The organism is Natrinema sp. CBA1119 (genome assembly GCF_002572525.1).
In the GTDB taxonomy this organism is placed as follows: Archaea; Halobacteriota; Halobacteria; order Halobacteriales; family Natrialbaceae; genus Natrinema.
Genome location: NZ_PDBS01000001.1, coordinates 1196411 through 1214183, shown reverse-complemented (window position 1 = coordinate 1214183; position 17773 = coordinate 1196411). Strand labels below are relative to the sequence as shown.

General features: G+C 65.4%; 16 protein-coding genes. 8 read left to right on the top strand and 8 right to left on the bottom strand.

Going from position 1 to position 17773, the window contains the following annotated elements:
• Positions 1-88 precede the first annotated feature (88 nt).
• Together CP556_RS05935 and CP556_RS05930 are read right to left on the bottom strand one after the other, a co-directional pair.
• Positions 89-643, bottom strand: coding sequence for a peptidylprolyl isomerase (locus CP556_RS05935; protein WP_255291515.1), 555 nt, complete (start codon positions 641-643; stop codon positions 89-91).
• A 277-nt stretch (positions 644-920) separates the two neighbouring features.
• Positions 921-1439 (bottom strand): peptidylprolyl isomerase, encoded by a 519-nt coding sequence (locus CP556_RS05930; protein WP_098724777.1) that lies wholly within the window; start codon positions 1437-1439, stop codon positions 921-923.
• Positions 1440-1596: 157 nt separating this feature from the next.
• Between CP556_RS05930 and CP556_RS05925 the strand changes: the two genes are divergently transcribed.
• Positions 1597-2568, top strand: a complete 972-nt coding sequence (locus CP556_RS05925) for a succinylglutamate desuccinylase/aspartoacylase family protein (RefSeq protein WP_098724776.1) — start codon at positions 1597-1599, stop codon at positions 2566-2568.
• A gap of 35 nt (positions 2569-2603) precedes the next feature.
• Here the strand turns inward: CP556_RS05925 and CP556_RS05920 are convergent, their stop codons facing one another.
• Positions 2604-3362 carry an SDR family NAD(P)-dependent oxidoreductase gene (locus tag CP556_RS05920; protein ID WP_098724775.1) on the bottom strand — a complete coding sequence of 253 codons (759 nt, stop codon included), beginning with the start codon at positions 3360-3362 and terminating at the stop codon, positions 2604-2606.
• A gap of 595 nt (positions 3363-3957) precedes the next feature.
• On the opposite strand from CP556_RS05920, the gene CP556_RS05915 reads away from it, so the two are divergent.
• The gene (locus CP556_RS05915) at positions 3958-5331 is read left to right on the top strand and encodes an MATE family efflux transporter (protein ID WP_098724774.1); all 1374 of its coding nucleotides are present in this window, start codon (positions 3958-3960) and stop codon (positions 5329-5331) included.
• A 594-nt stretch (positions 5332-5925) separates the two neighbouring features.
• Here CP556_RS05915 and CP556_RS05910 read toward each other — a convergent pair.
• Positions 5926-6699: an IclR family transcriptional regulator gene (locus CP556_RS05910; protein ID WP_098724773.1), complete on the bottom strand. Its 774-nt coding sequence runs from the start codon at positions 6697-6699 to the stop codon at positions 5926-5928.
• A gap of 195 nt (positions 6700-6894) precedes the next feature.
• Here CP556_RS05910 and CP556_RS05905 point away from each other — a divergent pair, with 195 nt between their 5' ends.
• Complete coding sequence (locus CP556_RS05905; RefSeq protein WP_098724772.1) at positions 6895-8091, top strand: acyl-CoA dehydrogenase family protein; 1197 nt, start codon at positions 6895-6897, stop codon at positions 8089-8091.
• 6 nt (positions 8092-8097) lie between these two features.
• Entirely contained in the window at positions 8098-9096 is a 999-nt protein-coding gene (locus CP556_RS05900) for an MBL fold metallo-hydrolase (protein ID WP_098724771.1), read from the top strand.
• On the opposite strand, the gene CP556_RS05895 is transcribed toward CP556_RS05900, so the two are convergent.
• The 3 genes from CP556_RS05895 to CP556_RS05885 form a co-directional block, all read right to left on the bottom strand.
• The gene (locus CP556_RS05895) at positions 9069-9221 is read right to left on the bottom strand and encodes a hypothetical protein (RefSeq protein ID WP_255291410.1); all 153 of its coding nucleotides are present in this window, start codon (positions 9219-9221) and stop codon (positions 9069-9071) included. The genes CP556_RS05900 and CP556_RS05895 overlap by 28 nt on opposite strands.
• An 80-nt stretch (positions 9222-9301) precedes the next feature.
• Positions 9302-10240 carry a D-2-hydroxyacid dehydrogenase gene (locus CP556_RS05890; protein ID WP_098724770.1) on the bottom strand — a complete coding sequence of 313 codons (939 nt, stop codon included), beginning with the start codon at positions 10238-10240 and terminating at the stop codon, positions 9302-9304.
• Between the two features lie 3 nt (positions 10241-10243).
• Positions 10244-11851 carry a class I adenylate-forming enzyme family protein gene (locus tag CP556_RS05885; RefSeq protein ID WP_098724769.1) on the bottom strand — a complete coding sequence of 536 codons (1608 nt, stop codon included), beginning with the start codon at positions 11849-11851 and terminating at the stop codon, positions 10244-10246.
• Positions 11852-12116: 265 nt separating this feature from the next.
• Here CP556_RS05885 and CP556_RS05880 point away from each other — a divergent pair, with 265 nt between their 5' ends.
• Both CP556_RS05880 and CP556_RS05875 read left to right on the top strand, forming a co-directional pair.
• Positions 12117-13265, top strand: a complete 1149-nt coding sequence (locus CP556_RS05880; protein ID WP_098724768.1) for an acetyl-CoA acetyltransferase — start codon at positions 12117-12119, stop codon at positions 13263-13265.
• Positions 13262-13687, top strand: coding sequence for a Zn-ribbon domain-containing OB-fold protein (locus CP556_RS05875; RefSeq protein ID WP_098724767.1), 426 nt, complete (start codon positions 13262-13264; stop codon positions 13685-13687). The genes CP556_RS05880 and CP556_RS05875 overlap by 4 nt, the downstream gene beginning before the upstream one ends.
• A gap of 22 nt (positions 13688-13709) precedes the next feature.
• Here CP556_RS05875 and CP556_RS05870 read toward each other — a convergent pair whose 3' ends face one another.
• The gene (locus CP556_RS05870; protein WP_098727299.1) at positions 13710-14738 is read right to left on the bottom strand and encodes an FAS1-like dehydratase domain-containing protein; all 1029 of its coding nucleotides are present in this window, start codon (positions 14736-14738) and stop codon (positions 13710-13712) included.
• Positions 14739-15273: 535 nt separating this feature from the next.
• Here CP556_RS05870 and CP556_RS05865 point away from each other — a divergent pair.
• Together CP556_RS05865 and CP556_RS05860 are read left to right on the top strand one after the other, a co-directional pair.
• A complete protein-coding gene (locus CP556_RS05865) occupies positions 15274-16047 on the top strand; it encodes an SDR family NAD(P)-dependent oxidoreductase (RefSeq protein ID WP_098724766.1) in 774 nt (257 codons plus the stop codon).
• Between the two features lie 125 nt (positions 16048-16172).
• Positions 16173-17762 (top strand): class I adenylate-forming enzyme family protein, encoded by a 1590-nt coding sequence (locus CP556_RS05860; RefSeq protein ID WP_098724765.1) that lies wholly within the window; start codon positions 16173-16175, stop codon positions 17760-17762.
• Positions 17763-17773 lie beyond the last annotated feature (11 nt).

Here is a 17773-nt window from a genome sequence, read left to right as displayed (position 1 = left end):
TCGGTCGCTCACGGCGTCGATACGGTCCGTCACGTCGCACAGGAAACATGCTACAAAACGGCAGTTTACACCTCGAATACCGCTCGAGTTACTCGTCGTCGACGGAGACGGACTCGAGGACGATGTCTTCTTTCGGCTGGTCGGTGGCGTTCGTGTCGACATCGCCGATCTCGCGAACGACGTCCATGCCACTGGAAGACTCGCTTCGCTCGTCTTCCAAGCCTCCACTCGCATCGCTCGCGGAGACGTCGGTGACCTTGCCGAAGACGGAGTGTCGGTCGTCGAGGTGGGGCTGAGGACCGAGCGTGATGAAGAACTGTGAGCCGTTGGTGTCGGGACCGGAGTTGGCCATGCTTAAAATACCCGCGTCGTCGTGGCGGAGTTCGGGGTGGAACTCGTCGTCGAACTGGTAGCCGGGACCGCCCCGACCGGTGCCGGTTGGGTCACCGGTTTGAATCATGAAGCCCTCGATGACACGGTGAAAGATCACGTCGTCGTACAGCGGTTCGCCCTCGATGGTGTCACCCGTCTCGGGGTCGATCCACGCGCGCTCACCCGTCGCGAGGCCGACGAAGTTCTCCACGGTCCGCGGTGCGCGCTCGTCGTAGAGCTCGACGTCGATATCGCCCTCGCTGGTGCGTATCGTTGCCGTCGTCCCTCCACTCGGAGCCCCAGCTTCGGACGACCCGCTCGCGTCGGGTTCCGTATCTTCCGTCTTGTCCCCCGCGCAGCCGGCGAGCGCCAGGGCGAGGCTCGAGGCGGTTCCTGCTAGTAGCGTTCGTCGATGGTAAGTGATACCGCTCGTGGGCGTGGCATCGAAGTAACCGTATCGGATTCCCTCCCGGTGATGGATGGCGTATCGCGCTCGAGTCGAGCGTCCGAACAGCCGGAAAATCGTCCGCAATCGGTCGATCGACGCGTTACTCGTAGTCGACGGAGACGGACTCGAGGACGACGTCTTCTTTCGGCTGGTCGTTGGCGTTCGTGTCGACGTCGCCGATCTCGCGAACGACGTCCATGCCGTCGGTGACCTTGCCGAAGACGGAGTGTCGGTCGTCGAGGTGGGGCTGGGGACCGAGGGTGATGAAGAACTGCGAGCCGTTGGTGTCGGGACCGGAGTTGGCCATGCTCAGGACGCCCTCGTCGTCGTGGCGAAGGTCGTCGTGGAACTCGTCGTCGAACTGGTAGCCGGGGCCGCCGCGACCGGTCTCGGTCGGGTCGCCGCCCTGAATCATGAAGTCCTCGATGACGCGGTGGAAGGCCACGTCGTCGTACAGCGGCTCACCGTCGACCTCTTCGCCCGTTTCGGGGTCCTCCCAGGTCTTGCCGCCGGTCGCGAGACCGACGAAGTTGTCGACGGTCCGCGGCGCGCGCTCGTCGTAGAGTTCGACCTCGATATCGCCCTCGTTCGTGTGCAGGGTAGCAGTAACGTCTCCCATATACTCAGAGAGGGCAGGACGAGTGAAAACGGTAGTGGTCTCGAGCCGCGAGCCGTCGGGGACTGCTCGAGACTCGCCGATTGGTCACTGACCGTGACGGTAGCGGCCACCGACGGCCGGCCGCAGGTACATACCGCGGGACGTAGAATGTCCGGGCATGAGCGAGGGTGCGCACACGGCTGAGCAGGTGACGCTCGCACGGTTGCCGTCGGGAATCGAACTGACGACGACGGTCCACACCTATCGCGGCGACGAGTCGGGCCCGACGCTGTACGTGCAGGCGGCCCAGCACGGCCGCGAAATCAACGGGACCGAGGTGCTGCGGCGGTTCCACGATCGACTCCCGCTCGAGTCGCTGTCGGGGACCGTGATCGCCGTCCCCGTCGCGAATCCGCTCACCTTCGATCGCGTCTCCTACACGACGCCGGAACAGCTCGACAGCGTCAACCCGAACATGAACCGGATCTGGCCGGGTGACAGCGACGGGAGCCTCCACCAGCGTATGGCCGCCCAGCTCTGGGAGTTCGCCACGGCGGCCGACGCCCTCGTCGATCTCCACACGGGGAGCCCCAACATGCTCCCCCACGTCGTCTACCGCGAGGGCGACGAGCGCTCTCGCAGCCTCGCCGACGCCTTCGGAACTGACCTCCTCCTGTCCGAACAGGCCGACGAAGATGCTCCCGACGAGTGGCACCACCGCGGTTTCGCGGGAAAGCTCCGGGTAGCCGCCGCTGAGGAGGGGATCCCGGCGATCACGCCCGAGCTCGCACACAACAAGCAGATCCTCGAGGACGTCGTCGACGAGGGCGTCGACGGCCTGCTCGACGTCTGCCGGTATCTCCGTCTCCTCCCCGGTGACGTCCCCGAGCGCGACCCGATCGTCGCCCGGAACCACCTCGGGCAGGTCACCGCCGACGACTCCGGGCTCTTCCGGCCGAACCCGTCGCTCGAGGTCGGTGAGTCTATCTCCGAGGGAACGGCTATCGGGACGGTCTATCATCCGGCGACGTACGAGCCGCTCCACGACGCCCGCGCTGACCGCGACGGGGTGCTCTACGCGCTCACCCGCGAGGCGACCGTGACCGCGGGGGACCAGCTCGCGAGCGTGGCGCTAGTCCATGAGGAGTGACCGACGCAGGTCTTGGGGCGAGCAAACGGGCCGTCTCAGGCCGAGAAGCCGCCGTCGACGACGAGTCCGTGGCCGTTGACGAACGAGGATTCCTCGCTGGCCAGAAAGAGGATCGCGTCCGCGATTTCCTCGGGTTCGGCGAGGCGTTTGAGCGGATACTGCTGAATCATTCGCTCGCGAGCTTTCTCGGGATCGTCCTGATCCTCGAGATACTGATCGAGCAGGGAGGTCTCGGTGAAGCCGGGACAGACCGTGTTCGCGCGGACGCCGTACGGACCGGCCTCCGAGGCGACCGCCCGCGTCATGTTCAGGACCGCGCCCTTGCTCATCGAGTAGGCGGACTGCTTCGGGAGCCCGAGAATGCTCGCCAGCGAGCCGACGTTGACGATGGCACCGTGACCCTGTTCCTTGAGGTGGGGGAGCGCGGCGTGACAGCCGTTCCAGACGCCCTTGACGTTGATGTCGATGACGAAGTCCCGGAGGTCGTCCTCGAGGGTCTCGAGGCTGCCGGCCGGATGACCCGTCCCGGCGTTGTTGACCATCACGTCCAGTCCGTCGTCCTCGGCGACCGCGTCGACGACCGCGTGGAACTGATCGCTGTCAGTTACGTCGAGTTCGTGGAACTCGGCGTCGCCGCCGGAGTCCTCGATGGCTTCGGCGACCGCCCGTCCCCCCTCGGTGTCGACGTCGGTGACGATGACGCGCGCCCCTTCTTCGGCGCAGCGCTCGGCTGTCGACCGACCGATCCCCGACGCCGCACCCGTGATAACTACGGTCTTGTCTTCGAGTCGCATACGTCTCGCATCGAACGGCTGCTACATAAAATCGTTCATAATTATCGCGTTCGAGAATTATTCTGTTCACAAATGATTGGCACGTACCGAACAGTGGAAACTTCTTTACCGTGGTCGGTTCCGTCTCCGCGGCCTACCCGTGACTGTCCGCCTCGTGACCGGTAAACGCACCATCCGGGAATCACGGAGCTCTTTTTCTAATAACTATATTGATACTAGGTCCAACGTATAGAAACTCATACTATACTGTTTGTTCCGACAGTCTTCTCCCGACTCGAGCGGCGAGGTTTGACGTGAATCCTCGGTAGACGACTCGAAGCTGCTGAAACGGCTCCTCTCGCGAACCCGAAGAGTGCGTACTCCTACGACCGGTATATTCACGGTTAGAGTCGTTACAAGTGTGTTATTTCGGCCTTGTCGACCGATATCGATTTTGACCACCGCTTACTCGAGTCGACACACCTCTGCGCTTCTACTGCTGTAAACATCACTTTTATAATCTATATGTACATATGGTAGGACAGCATCGACGAATCCTTTCGGCGTTTGCCCGGACCGACACCTTGATTCGGCCGATGGCCGTCGCCGACGGTGTATGGCCGAACTCAGCGGTCGCGTCCGGACCGTCTGGCGGCGGACGCTCTCGCTCTCGTGGCCGCTCGCCGTCCAGCAGACGTTCAACACGCTGATGCGGACGGTCGACATTATCGTCACCGGTCTGTTTTCGCCCGCCGCCGTCGCCGCGGTCGGGCTGGCCGATCTCTACGCCCAGCTCCCGCTGCGGCTCGGTCTCGGGCTCGGGACCGGTGCAATCGCCCTCTCGAGTCAGGATACGGGACGGGGGGCGGTATCGACCCGCGACCGGTCGATCACCCAGGCGTTCGTCATCGGATTTCTGGTGGGCCTGCCGCTCCTGCTCGTCGGACTGACGCTGTCGGGTCCGCTGATCGCCCTGCTCGGGGCCGAACCCGCGGTGGTCGAGATGGGCGGTCAGTACCTCGCGCTCGTCTTCGCGGCTGCGCCGATGCGCATCGTTGGTTTGGTCGGCGCGCGGTCGTTACAGGGGACCGGCGACACGCGGACGCCGATGGTAGTCAACGGCGGCGCGAACGTCATCAACATCGCGGCAACGGTCGGCCTGGGGCTCGGACTCGGTCCGTTCCCGAATCTGGGTATCGTCGGCGTCGGGCTGGCCACGGCGGTCAGCCGGACGGTCGAGGCCATCGCGATCACGGTCGCGGTGGCCAGCCCACGGACGACTCCCTCGTTCGCGCGCCCGCGAAGCCTCACCGTCACGCGCCAGCTCGTCGCGGTCAGCCTACCGAACATCGCGGAGGGGCTGAGCACGTCGCTCGCGAACTTCCCGTTCAATGCGCTCCTGTTGACCTTCGGGACCGACGTAACGGCCGCCTATCACATCAGCCGGCGGGCGTATCAACAGTTCAGCGGGCCGTTATACCGCTCGTACAGCGTCGCCGCGAGCATCGTCGTCGGTCAGCTACTCGGGGAGGACGATCCCGACGAGGCGCGATTCGCGGGGCTGGCGATTACGGCGCTCAGCGTGCTCACGCTCGGAGTCGCCGGCGTCGTTCTCGTCGCCGGCGCGAGACCGATCGCAGGGCTGTTCACGGGCGATCCCGCCACGCTCGAGCACGCGACGGCCTTCACTCGCGCCTTTGGCATCTCGATGCCGTTCTTTGGACTGTTCTTCCCGCTGTCGGGCAGTCTCCGCGGCGCGGGCGATACGCGGACGCCGTTTTACGCCCGGTTGACCGGAACCACCCTGTTTCTGCTCGGCTTCTCGTACCTCGCCGGAGTCACGCTCGGCTACGGGCTCCTCGGCGTGTACGCCGGCATCGTGCTCAGCTACGCGTGGTGGGCCCTCGTCGTCGGGCTGGGGTTCCTGTGGGGTGATTGGGCGGCCGGCGCGGCAGCGATGATGGCCGAGCGAGCGACGGATGCCAAGTAACCACACGGATTCGCGTCCGAAGTGGTCGCGATCGAACGAACGCCGAACCCCCGCTCTGCTCGTCACCGCTTGGCGACTCACAGGTAATATAGTACGCCTGCCATATTTCGCATTCTATACGTTCATTGATGTGTAATCTGTGTCGTTCTCTCACATCGATTTACTCGAGCAGACTCAGTTCCTCCATCTCTATTCGGAAATATAGCTGTATCGCCGTCTATGAGGCTATAATTGAGATGGGATCGAACGATATCTGAGGTAGTGGCTCTCACCCTGCTCTTCGTGACCCAGATCTACTATATTTTCTACTATACTATTGTACCATCATTTATGGGAGCTGCCGGTCTCGTCCGGTTGCAGTTGAGTGTTCGAGTTGTCGGTCGGTCCGCGTCGCCGTCGCAGCGACGCGGCAGACGAGGAGTAGGGAATTACGCCCATATGTCTGTAATCTACCGGCGCGACGACGGATGGAAACGCGTCGCGGGCTCCGCTCGCGGGTGTGACGAACCCGATTCGCTCAGTAGTCGTTCACTGTGAGTCCGGTGCTGTCGTCTCGAGTGACGCCACAGATCCGGATTCACTGTGATTGAACAGCTACGAGAACATCATGTTCACTTCGATCGTGTTCACTGTCGACAGTAACTGATCCTGGAAGTCGGTCTTCTCCCATTTATTCTCGAGTTGATGCTGTGGTCCGGCGACGCTGACGGCCCCATAGACGGTCCCGTCGGTGTCCAGTATCGGCGCGCCGATCGCATTGATTCCGGGTAGATACTCCCCGCGAGTGAACGCGACGCCCTCGTCTCGAACCGTCTCGAGTTCCTCGGAGAGCGTCTCTCGGTCGGTGATCGTCTTCTCGGAGAACGCGGGGAGTCCCCACTCGTCGACGATTTCGTCGACGCGTTCCTCGGAGAAGTGTGCGAGCATGGCCTTGCCGCCGGCCGAATTGTGGAGGTAGGTGTGCGTCCCGATATCGATGTCGCTCGTGAACGAACGAGTTCCCTCGCCGATGTTGATGATCGTTCCGAGCCCGTTCTGGTGTGTCGAACAGAGCACTCGTTCCCCGGTTTCGTCCGCGAACTCAGTGATAGGCGCGTCGGACGCCGCGTACAGCGGTTCGGCGTGTTTGGCGTGTTCGCCGAAGGAGAGAAATCGCAGACTCAGCCGATACTCGTCGCCCTCCTGGACCACGTATCCCTTCGAGCGCAGCGTCGTCAGATGGGCGTGGACCGTACTCTTCGCCAGCCCCGTTCGCTCGGTGAGATCCGTCACACCGGCCCCCTCAGCCTGCCACAGCGCCTCGAGCACGTCGAGTGTTTTGACCACCGCTTCGATCCGCGCCCCCCCGTCAGTGTCTGCCGTTGCCATACCCCACATTCGACGAAGTGAACTAAAACTGTTCCGCTCTACTGAACGCCACTTCCCTGTGAAAAAATCGTGTTAAATTCTATTTTCCGGTTGTTACCGGCTCAATCGACCGAATGCGTGCGAATTTCTTTCTCCACTGCCATTGAAAGACTGTAACACGGTAACGCTTAAGTATCGAGTTATATGAAATATGGTATGGACTTTAGCGAACCGTCCGAAGCCGTGCAGATCAAGAAGGCGCTCGACGATTTCATCGATCAGGAAGTCGCTCCCCTCGAGAACGAGTACGACGAGTTCCTCGGCGCTGACTACGAGAAGGAGATCGTCGACGACGAGCATCGGCAGGTCCCCGAGTATCGCAACATCGTCGAGAAGATCCGCAAGAAGTCCGTCGAGGCGGGCTTCTACGGGATGACGATGCCCGAGGAGGTCGGCGGCGGCGACATCGACATCCTCACGCGAGCGATCGTCGGCGAACACATGTCGAACCGGCCGCCGGGCTTCCACAGCTCGATCTTCGGCGGCGCGGGCGGGCCGACTCCCATCCTGCTGGCCTGTGACGAACGCCAGCGCGAGGAGTATCTCGATCCCCTGATGGACGGCGAGATCACGACCTGTTTCGCGCTGACCGAGCCGGGTCACGGCAGCGACGCCCACTACATGGACACCCGGGCGGAGAAAGACGGCGACGAGTGGGTGATCAGCGGACAGAAGTGTTACATCACGAACGGCCCGTACGCCGACTTCGCGATGGTGTTCGCCCGGACGAGCGGCGAGGACGGAGACCTCGGCGGGATCACCTGTTTCCTCGTCGACGACGACAACCCCGACTTCGAGGTCGGCACGATCCACCGTGCGATGGGGATGACCCCTGGGACGCACTCCGAACTGTACTTCAACGACTGCCGCGTCGGCGAGGAGCAGGTCCTCGGCGAGGTCGACAAGGGGTTCCAGTCCGCGATGGACTGGATCGGCGGCGGCCGGATCAACATCGCCGCCGGCTCCGTCGGCACGGCCCAGTTCCTGCTGGACATGTCCGTGGAGTACGCCCGCGAGCGGAAGACGTTCGACAAACCGATCGGTCATCGGCAGGGAGTCTCGTTCCAGCTGGCCGAACTGGCGACGGACATCGAGCAGGTCCGCCAGCTCTACCGCTACGCCGCCTGGAAGATGGACAACGGCGAGCGCGCTCGCAAGGAGGAGTCGATGGCCAAACTCCGCGGCGCGAAACTCGCGAACGACGCGGCCGACATCGCCATGCAGGTCCACGGCGGTGCCGGCTTCATGAAGGAGCTCCCCATCGAGCGCAACTATCGCTCGGCGCGGGTTTTCCGCATCTTCGAGGGGACCGACGAGATCCAGAAGCGAACGATCGCCCGGGAACTCATCTAAATCCCGATGGAAGACCCGACGGAGCGGGGGCCCGAGGCCGCACCGACTCGTGTCACGCGGCTTGACTTCGACATCGAGTGGCCGCCGAAACACGCCGCGGCGTACCTGCTCGAGGAGCCGGCGCTTACCCTGATCGACACCGGCGATCCGGAGGCGCCTGCAGAAGCGACGATCCGAGAGGAGTTGGCCGCAAAGGGGTACGATCCCACCGACGTCGAGGCGGTCATCGTCACGCATCCCCACAGCGACCACATCGGCCAGGTCCCGTTGCTGCGCGAGGCCGGTGCGACGGTGTACGCCCCCCGGCCGGTCCTCGAGCAACTCGAGCGCGAACCTGCCGATCTCGCGGCGGGCGTTCGACAGATCGGCCGGTCCGCGGGCTACCACGGCGAAGCGATCGATCGAGAGGTCGAGCGCGCCACGTCCTCCCTCGAGCGCAACCGCCGGTTGCTCGCGCCCGAGGAGACCGTCCCGTTCGAGTTCGGCGAGCCGTTCGTCGTCGCGGGCCGCGAGTTCGAGGCCGTCCACACGCCCGGTCACCAGATCCATCACGCGAGCCTGGTGACCGACCTGAACGGCGAGCGCGCCCTGTTCAGCGGCGACGCGCTCATCGAGCCGTTCCGGCCCGGCGCGATCCACGTCGGACTCGATTTCGGGGCCTACGAGGCCGTCGACGCCTTCCACGCCGCGATGGACCGACTCGAGGGGCGAGTCGTCGATCGCGTCCTCCCCGGGCACGGCCCCGTCTTCACCGAGTACGAGCGTGCGATCGACACCACTCGATCCTCGCTCGAGGAGCTGACGGGGGAGACGTTCGAAGCGGTCGCGGCCGTCGGGCCCGCGACGCCCATCGAAATCACCCGGAACCGCACCGGTGAGGTCCGTCATCCCGCACAGCTACTCGACACGCTCGGCGCGCTCGGCACGCTCGAGGCGCGTGACAGGATCGAGTACGAGGATCGTGACGGCGTCCGCTACTACTCGGTCAGAAAGGCCTCGCCGTGATCGTGCGGGAGGACGACCCGATCGGCGATGCCGCCGTAGATGTCTTCGGCCTGGGCGAGTAACGCTTCGGGCGGCGCTTCGATCGCAAACGTCGCCACCATTTCGTCGGTGACGAGGTCGGTCATCTCCCCCCAGCGCTGGTCCTTCGAGAGGTCGCGTAGCTCCTCGCCGACGGAGCGCCAGTACAGATGTACAGCAGACGGTCTCAGACGACGCGGTTCTCGAGGTCCTCGCCCTCGCGGAACCGGTCGTAGTTTCGCAGGAAGACATCTGCACAGCGCTCCCAGTAGTGAGGGGTGCTACCGGCCATGTGCGGCGTCACGAGCACGTCGTCACGATCCCACAGCGGCGACTCCTCGGGGAGCGGTTCCTCCTCGAAGACATCCAGCGCCGCGCCGCCGAGTTCGCCGTCCTCGAGCGCGTCGACGAGTGCGGGTTGATCGACGACGCCGCCGCGGGCGATGTTGACGAGTACGGCGTCCTCCGAGAGGGCCGCCAGCGCGTCGGCGTCGATCAGTCCCTGCGTTTCGTCGGTGAGCGGACAGGCGAGCACGAGGTAATCGCTCTGAGTCAGGACCGACTCGAGCCCGTCAGTTCCGTAGATCTCGTCGACGCTGTCGGGCACGTCGGTCGGATCCCGTTTGGTCCCGATCACGCGGGCGTCGAACGGCCGGCAGTAGTCGGCGACTTTCGAGCCGATCGCGCCGACGCCGACGATGCCGACCGTCCGATCGCCGAGTTCGCCGCCCGTGTACCGGTTCCACTCTCGGCGCTGCTGTTGTGCGACCGCGCGATCGAAGCGCCGCTCGAAGTGGAGCAGATAGCCAAGCACCTGCTGCCCGATCGGTTTCGCGTGGATCCCCGAGACGCTCGTCAGCGCCACGCCGCGGTCGGCCAGCGCGTCGTGATCGAAGAAATCGGTGCCGGCGCTGAGCGCCTGCACCCATTCGAGGTCGGCGGCCGCCTCGAGCACGTCGTCCGGCAGCCGGTGGGTAACGAGCACGTCGGCGTCATCGACGGCCGCGAGCAGTTCGTCCTCGTCCTCGACGTGCTCGAGGTCGATGTCGGGCCGGCGCTCGCGGATTTCGTCGGTCAGGATCGGCCCGCCGCCCCCGATGACGTGCGGCGTGACGATGACCCGCACGGGTTACGCCTCGCTGTCGTCGGACGATCCGTTCTCGTCGCTCGCCCCGCTTTCGTCGCGGTCCTCGAGCCTGTACTTCTGAATCTTCCCGCTCGTCGTCCGCGGGAGTTCGTCGATGAACTCGACCTCGCGGGGGTGTTTGTAGGAGGCGACGTTGTCGAGGAAGTACTCCTTGATCTCTTCTTCGGTGACGTCGACGCCGGGCTCGACGTTCGGGACGGTGACGACGTAGGCCTTCGGGACCTCGTTCCGGCGCTCGTCGGGGATCCCGACCACCGCGCCCTCGGCGACGGCCTCGTGTTCGGCGAGGAGTTCCTCGAGTTCGCTGGGATAGATGTTGTAGCCGGCGGAGTTGATCATGTGCTTTTTGCGGTCGACGATCTCGTAGTAGTTGTCCGCGTCCCGGCGGGCGATGTCGCCGGTGCGGAAGAAGCCGTCCTCGGTGAACGCCCGCTCGGTCGCCTCGGGCATGTCGTGATACCCCTTCATCACCTGCGGGCCGCGAACGAGGAGCTCCCCTTCCTCGCCGATGCCGACGGTCTCGCCGCTGCCGTCGACGATGATCGCCTCGGTCATCCGCGTCGGCTGCCCGATCGTGCCGTGGCGCAAGCCGAACGTCGACCCGCTCTGGGAGTGGGTCGCGCCGTTCGTTTCCGTGAGCCCGTACCCCTCGCTCATCTCGACGCCCGCGGTCTCCTCGAACTCCTCCTGGACCGCGACGGACATCTTCGCGCCGCCCTCGCCGGCCGACTCGAGGCTAGTGAGGTCGTACTCGCCGAAGTCCTCACTGTTGATCATGTCGACGTACATGGCGGTGACGCCGACGTAGTGGGTGATTCCCTCCTCCTCGATCAGCGCCATCGCGGTGTCGCCGTCCCAGTTGGCCGCGCTCCGGAGGTAGACGCTCCCGCCGCGGACGAGGGGTTGCCACGCGGTGTGGGTGAACCCAGTGATGTGGTACAGCGGTAGCCAGACGAGGCTGCGGACGTCCTCGTCGTCGAGCGCGCTCTCCTGTGAGAGTACCGAGAACGTCTGGGCGCGGAAGTTGCGGTGGGTGAGCTGGACCCCCTTCGGCTTCCCCGTCGTCCCCGAGGTGTAGGGCAACAGCGCCACGTCGTCGTCGGCGCGCTCGACGAACGTCTCCTCGCCGCAGACATCGTCGAAGGCGCGGAACTCGTCGGTATCGGTCCCGACCGAGATGACGACCGGGTCCCAGTCGATTTCGGCGAGCGCTTCCTCGAGGAAGGGCTCTAACGCTTCGTGGGTGAGTACGGCCGCCGCGTTGGTGTCCTCGAGCTGGTAGGTCAGCTCCCGCTTGCGGTACTGGGGATTGACCGGCGAGACGATTACGCCGGCCTTGAACGCGCCGAGTGCGCCGATCAGGTACGGCGGGCAGTTCGGCAGGTACTGCAGGAGGACGTCGCCGGGTTCGATTCCGAGGTCGGCCAGTCCACCGGCGAAGCGCGAACTCTCGGTCTTGAGGTCGTCGTGAGTGAGCGTCTGCCCGTGATACTCGATCGCCCGCGCGTCACCGTGGAGCCGGGCGGTCTCGTCGTGGAGCCGCGCGACGTTCCCCTCTCTGGCATCCTTGCTAACACTTGCCAATTCCATGGTGAATGCCACCACGGAATGCTATAAAATAGTATCTATGTCTGGCAAGAGATCGGGCCCCGCTCCGGAACGCCGTTATCTCCCAGCGACTCACCGCTTACCAACGGTACGCGTCCGGCACCGTCGCGGCGTCGTCACGTGCCGAGCCTCCGACCGATCACGCGACTCGAGACACGCGCGCTGTGGTACCGTCCACCACAAACTATTTGCGTTCGGTCGAGATATCGGATATCGATGATACGACCCACCGGACGGAGGGACACCTGTGGCTGAACCGATCCTCGCGGGCGTCGCGGAGAGTGAACTCGGCGAGACGCCCGACCGGAACTGGCTCGACAACGCGGCGATCGCGACCGTTCGCGCGCTCGAGGACGCCGGCTGTTCCCTCGGGGACGTCGACGGCGTCGCGGTCGCGGGCGGTAACGACTACATGCCCGCGCTGGTGCTGTCGGAGTATCTCGACCTCGACGAGCCCTCGTTCCTTGAGGGGACCGAGATCGGCGGCTCGTCGTTCGAGCACTTCTGCGGGCACGTCCGCGACGCGATGACCCGCGGCGAGGCGGACGTGGTGGTCGTCGCCTACGGCTCGACGGGCAAGACCGGCCCCGGCAGGGACCAGTCGCTCGAGGAGACCCACCCGATCGACGGCTTCGTCCGGCCGACGGGCCTTTTCAGGCCGCCCGGGGCCTACGCGATGGCCGCGCGCCGGCACATGCACGAGTACGGTACGACCGAGGAACAGCTCGCCGAAATCGCCGTCGCGACCCGCGAGTGGGCGTCGATGAACCCCAAGGCCGCCCAGCGGGAGCCGATCACGGTCGAGGACGTCCTCGAGTCTCGACAAATCGCCGAGCCGTTCAACTTGCTCGACTGCTGTCTCGTCTCGGACGGCGGCGGCGCGGTCGTCCTCGTGAGCGAGGAGAAGGCCCGCGAGCTCGACGTTCCGGAGATCGCCGTCGCGGGCGTCGCCTCGACCAGCACCCACCGGCAGGACATCAGCGAAATGCCGGACATGACGACCACCGGTGCGGCGGTGACGGGGCCGAAGGCCTTCGACCAAGCCGGGATTACCCACGACGACGTCGACGTCGCCGAGATTTACGACTCGTTTACCTACACCGCCCTGGTCACCCTCGAGGATCTCGGCTTCTGCGAGAAGGGCGACGGCGGCGAGTTCGTCTCGGGCGGTACCACTGCCCCCGGCGGCGAGTTGCCGATGAACACGCAGGGCGGCGGGCTCTCGTACTGTCACCCCGGTCACTTCGGGGTCTTCGTCCTCATCGAGGCCGCGCGACAGCTCCGGGGTGACTACGAGGGCGACCGACAGGTCGACGACGCCGAGGTGGCGATCGCCCACGGCACCGGGGGGGTACTCTCCTCGAGTAGCACCGTCGTCCTCCGGAGGGAAGCATGAGTGCCCCAGTCGAGGACCGTCGCGAGGAGTGGGACGGCCCGGTTCCCGTTCCGACCGGCGCGACGGTTCCCTTCTGGGCGGGCGCGCTCGAGGGCGACCTGCGCTATCAGGAGTGCGACTGTGGCCATTGCCAGCTGTACCCGCGGGCGGTTTGCACCGCCTGCGGGGCCGAGGATCCCCCCTTCGAAGACAGCGAGGGCGTCGGAACGATCTACACCTACACCGTCTGCCACGTCCCCGGCGAACCCGGCTTCGGTGATCGGACGCCCTACGTCGTCGGCGCGATCGACCTCGCCGAGGGGCCGCGCCTGCTCGCACTGCTCGACGCCGAGCCCGCCGACCTCGAGATCGGCGCGGCCGTCGGGGTCACGTTCTGGAGGGTCTCTGAGGAGGCCGCGATTCCGGTGTTCGCGCCGGAGTAGTCGACTCGAAAATTTTCCGTTTCTACTCGAGGTCGGCCGTCGCCGTCCCGGTCAGCAGCGTCTCGCCGTCGGTCGTCCGCGCCTCGAGTTCGGTCTCGACCGTTCCCGCGTTGCGATCGATCTCGCCGACCTCGCCGGTCGCGACGACGGTGTCGCCGGGGAAGACCCGTGACTGGAACCGAACGCCGAAAGACGTGACGTCCCGCAGGTCGAACCAGTTTGCGACGACGCGGGAGGTGATCCCGGCGGTGAACATCCCCTGCCCGAAGACGCTCTCGTTGCCCGCACTCGTGGCGAATGGCTCGTCGTAGTGAATCGGATTGAAGTCGCCGCTGGCCCCGGCGTACTTCACGAAGTGCTGGCGCTCGAGGTCTTCGACGACGACCGTCGGGCCGGTCTCGCCGGACTTGAGGTCGGCGACGGTACGGACGCGCTCGAACTCATCGACGGTCGGCGCGGGGGTCACGGGGTCCGTTCCGGCGGTGCCGCCGTCGGCCTCGGTCGGCTCACCGTCGCTCGCGGACCCGTCGGCGTCGCCCTCGGCCGCGCTCTCGTCGCCGTCGTCGATCGCCCCCTCCGTTTCGATCGCCGTCGAGCGGTCGGTCAGGACGAGTTCCCCCTCCGGCGTCCGGTACTCGGTCTCGAGGACGGCGAAGGTCATCGTCCCTGCGCGGCCGCCCTCGCGCTGGAAGACGTTCGCGAGGGTGGTCGTCCCCTCGAGGACGTCGCCGACGTAGATGGGTCGTTCGTACTCGTGGGCCTGCTCGCCGTGGATGACGTACTCCGGCTGGAAGGCGAGGTCGAACCCCTTGCCGTCGACGTCGGCGGGCGTGTACCGCGGGAAACGGCCGACCTGGCTGTAGGTCAGCGGCGCGGGGACGCGGTCGTGGCCGCGCTCCGCTGCTACCGTTTCGTCGCGGAAGACGTGGTCCGCGGCGGTGATCGCCCGCGCGAACTCCTCGACCTTACCGGGTTCGATTCGGAACTCCTCGACGGTGACCGTGGTGTCGCCGACCATCGCCTCGAGTTCCTCGAGGGGCCTATTCGGCATCGTGACCCTCCGTTCCTCGAGCCGTCGTTGGTTTCGGTCGTCGGTCCATCGCATCGGATCGCACCTCGGGTCCGCGGTGGCCGCGTTTCATTGCCGCCATGGTTTGCCCACGAGTGACATAACAGTACCCTTCTCGGATGCTAGTCGTTTGGGACTGCTCGGTTGATCCGAATTCGCCGGCTGGAGTATGACCCTCCCAACGGTGATGAGTCTCCTGCTATCGTGGCAACGGGGAATAGCCACACCCTCCCCGGCCGATTTCTACTCACGGGCCGAAGGCCCGTTCGTCTGGTTCGCGGGACCGACGGTCCCGCGCTAACGCTCGCTCGCAAGACTCGCTCACTCATCCCTCGCACGACGTTGTTGCCCGCCCTCGCTAGCGCTCGGTCGGCCGCCAGCGCGCGCCACCGCGTGCCGGCCGGTCGAATGGCTTATACCGGCGGTCGATGAACTCGGACACGCTCATGACAGTTACTGTCACGCTCGGGTATGGAGAACGGTCAGTCGAACGGACTCCGGTTACGGAGGCGGACCGATGACGGTCGACCAGTTCAGCGTCGCGGGCCAGACCGCGATCGTCACGGGCTCCTCGAGCGGCATCGGGAAGACGATCGTCGAGCGCTTCGCCGACGACGGCGCGAACGTGGTCGTCACCTCGCGGGAGATGGAGAACGTCGAACCGGTCGCGGACGCGATCAACGAGAGCGAGCGGCCGGGTGAGGCGATCGCGATCGAGTGCGACGTGACGGAGCGCGACGCGGTTCAGGAGCTGATCGACGAGACGGTCGACGAGTTCGGCGGGCTCGACATCCTGATCAACAACGCGGGGGCGAGCTTCCAGGCTCCGCTCTCGGAGATCAGCGAGAACGGCTGGAAGACCATCGTCGACATCAATCTCCACGGGACCTTCCACTGCTCGCAACTCGCCGTCGAGTACATGCGCGACAACGGCGGCGGCCGAATCGTCAACTTCGCCAGCGTCGCGGGTACTCGGGGCTCGAAGACGATGAGTCACTACGGCGCGGCCAAGGCCGGGGTCGTCAACTTCACCACCTCCGCGGCGGCCGACTGGGCCGAAGACGGGATCTGGGTCAACTGCATCGCGCCCGGGCTGGTCGCCACCGAGGGCGTCCGCACTCAGATGGGCGTCGAGGACGACGCTGCGGAGATCGCCCGCACCACTCCGGATCGGACGATCGGCAAACCCGAGGAAGTCGCCGACCTCGCGCAGTTCCTCGCCAGCCCCGCCGCCTCCTATATGGTCGGCGAGACGATTGAAATCAAGGGGATTCCACGCCTCGGCGAGTAACGCGGCGGGTCCCTCGAGCGGACTGATCGTCTCCGACGGCCGTTTGCGCGGGACGGGGACCGAAAGACGAACCCTGTTACCAGTACCCATATGCTTTTCCGGTCGAACGACAAACCACGGGCAACATGGAGCTCGATATCGTCTCCGCGGAGACGCTTTTGGAGTCGCCCTACGATGGGAACGTCGCGAACTTGCTCGAGCGAGCGGTGGTGGAACAGCCCGACACGATCGCCGTCGAACACGCTGGCGAGACGGTCACCTACCGCGAATTCGGTGACCGGGTCGCGCGCTTCGCCGACGGACTCCGAGAACTCGGCCTCGAGGCGGGCGATCGGGTCGGCCTCTACATGCCCAACGGAATCCCCTTCTGTACGGTCGTCTGGGCCTGCTGTCGCGCCGGCGTCGTCGCGAGTCCGCTGAACCCCGAGTATCGCCGTCGCGAGATCGAGTACCAGCTCGAGCACGCCGACGCCGACGCCGTTCTGATCGAGGGCGACGCGGACGAGTACGTCCGCGAGGCCGTCGCGGATCTCGAGACGGAAATCGTCAGCGCGACGGCCGCGGACGGTCATCCCTCGCTGCCTGCCCTCGGCGACGACGCCGACGCTGCCGGGGACGCCGCCGTCGTCGACCGCGAGGACGACGACGTCCTCCTGCAGCCCTACACGTCGGGAACGACGGGCCAACCCAAGGGCGTCTTGCTGACCCACCGCAACTTCCGGGTCCAGATCGCACAGAGCGTCTCGAGTTACAGCGCCGGCCCGATCGAGGGCGACGGGATCATCGTCCTCCCGATGTATCACATCACCGGGCTGCTCGGAATGATGGCCTCGCTGTGTGCCGGCCGGACGCTGCACTTGCTTCGGCCCGACCAGTGGGACCCCGAACTGGTGCTCCGAAAACTCGACGAACACGACATTCCGTCCTTCGTCGGCGTCGCCGCGATGTTCGTCGACCTGCTCGAGGCCCACGATCCCGACGAGTACGACCTGTCGACGCTGATCAAGGCGGGTCAGGGCGGGGACAAGCTCCCGAAGCCGACCCAGGAGCAGTTCGAGGAGGCGTTTGACGTGCCGCTCACGGAGGGGTACGGCCTGACCGAGACGACGGCGACGAGCCACACGATCCGGTGGTCGTCGCTGGGCAACCGGTCCGGCAGCGTCGGCCAGCCGGTCGGCCACACGCGCTCGAAGGTCGTCGACGAGGACGGCGAGGAGGTCGACCCCGGCGAGGAGGGCGAGATCCTCATCGCCGGCTCGCAGGTGATGAAGGGCTACTACAAGAACCCCGAGGCCAACGAGGAGGTCTTCACCGAGGACGGCTTCTTCCGCACCGGCGACATCGGCACGCGCGACGAGGACAACTACTACTACATCAAGGGCCGCGAGAAGGAGATGATCCTGACCGCGGGCTACAACGTCTACCCGCGCGAGGTCGAGAACCTGCTCTACGAGCATCCGGACATCCACGAGGCAGCGGTGTTCGGCGTCCCGGACGAGCGACGCGGCGAGACCGTCGCCGCCGCGATCACGCCGGCGCCGGACGCGGCGCTGACCGCAGACGACGTCGAGGAGTACGTTCTCGGCGAACTCGCACCCTACAAACATCCGCGAATCGTCGAGGTTCGCCGCGACCTCCCAAAGACGGGAAGCGGGAAGATCCGGAAGACGACCCTGCGCGAGGAGTTCGTCGCGGACCGTGGGCTCGAATCGTGAGCTATCTGTAC

What these genes read in the sequence shown, in the direction of transcription:
- CP556_RS05920 (WP_098724775.1), bottom strand. Translation starts at nt 3,362, where the DNA reads ATGCGACTCGAAGACAAGACCGTAGTTATCACGGGTGCGGCGTCGGGG.
- CP556_RS05885 (WP_098724769.1), bottom strand. Translation starts at nt 11,851, where the DNA reads ATGGAATTGGCAAGTGTTAGCAAGGATGCCAGAGAGGGGAACGTCGCG.
- CP556_RS05915 (WP_098724774.1), top strand. Translation starts at nt 3,958, where the DNA reads ATGGCCGAACTCAGCGGTCGCGTCCGGACCGTCTGGCGGCGGACGCTC.
- CP556_RS05895 (WP_255291410.1), bottom strand. Translation starts at nt 9,221, where the DNA reads ATGACCGACCTCGTCACCGACGAAATGGTGGCGACGTTTGCGATCGAA.
- CP556_RS05930 (WP_098724777.1), bottom strand. Translation starts at nt 1,439, where the DNA reads ATGGGAGACGTTACTGCTACCCTGCACACGAACGAGGGCGATATCGAG.
- CP556_RS05910 (WP_098724773.1), bottom strand. Translation starts at nt 6,699, where the DNA reads ATGGCAACGGCAGACACTGACGGGGGGGCGCGGATCGAAGCGGTGGTC.
- CP556_RS05870 (WP_098727299.1), bottom strand. Translation starts at nt 14,738, where the DNA reads ATGCCGAATAGGCCCCTCGAGGAACTCGAGGCGATGGTCGGCGACACC.
- CP556_RS05925 (WP_098724776.1), top strand. Translation starts at nt 1,597, where the DNA reads ATGAGCGAGGGTGCGCACACGGCTGAGCAGGTGACGCTCGCACGGTTG.
- CP556_RS05875 (WP_098724767.1), top strand. Translation starts at nt 13,262, where the DNA reads ATGAGTGCCCCAGTCGAGGACCGTCGCGAGGAGTGGGACGGCCCGGTT.
- CP556_RS05900 (WP_098724771.1), top strand. Translation starts at nt 8,098, where the DNA reads ATGGAAGACCCGACGGAGCGGGGGCCCGAGGCCGCACCGACTCGTGTC.
- CP556_RS05905 (WP_098724772.1), top strand. Translation starts at nt 6,895, where the DNA reads ATGGACTTTAGCGAACCGTCCGAAGCCGTGCAGATCAAGAAGGCGCTC.
- CP556_RS05865 (WP_098724766.1), top strand. Translation starts at nt 15,274, where the DNA reads ATGACGGTCGACCAGTTCAGCGTCGCGGGCCAGACCGCGATCGTCACG.
- CP556_RS05860 (WP_098724765.1), top strand. Translation starts at nt 16,173, where the DNA reads ATGGAGCTCGATATCGTCTCCGCGGAGACGCTTTTGGAGTCGCCCTAC.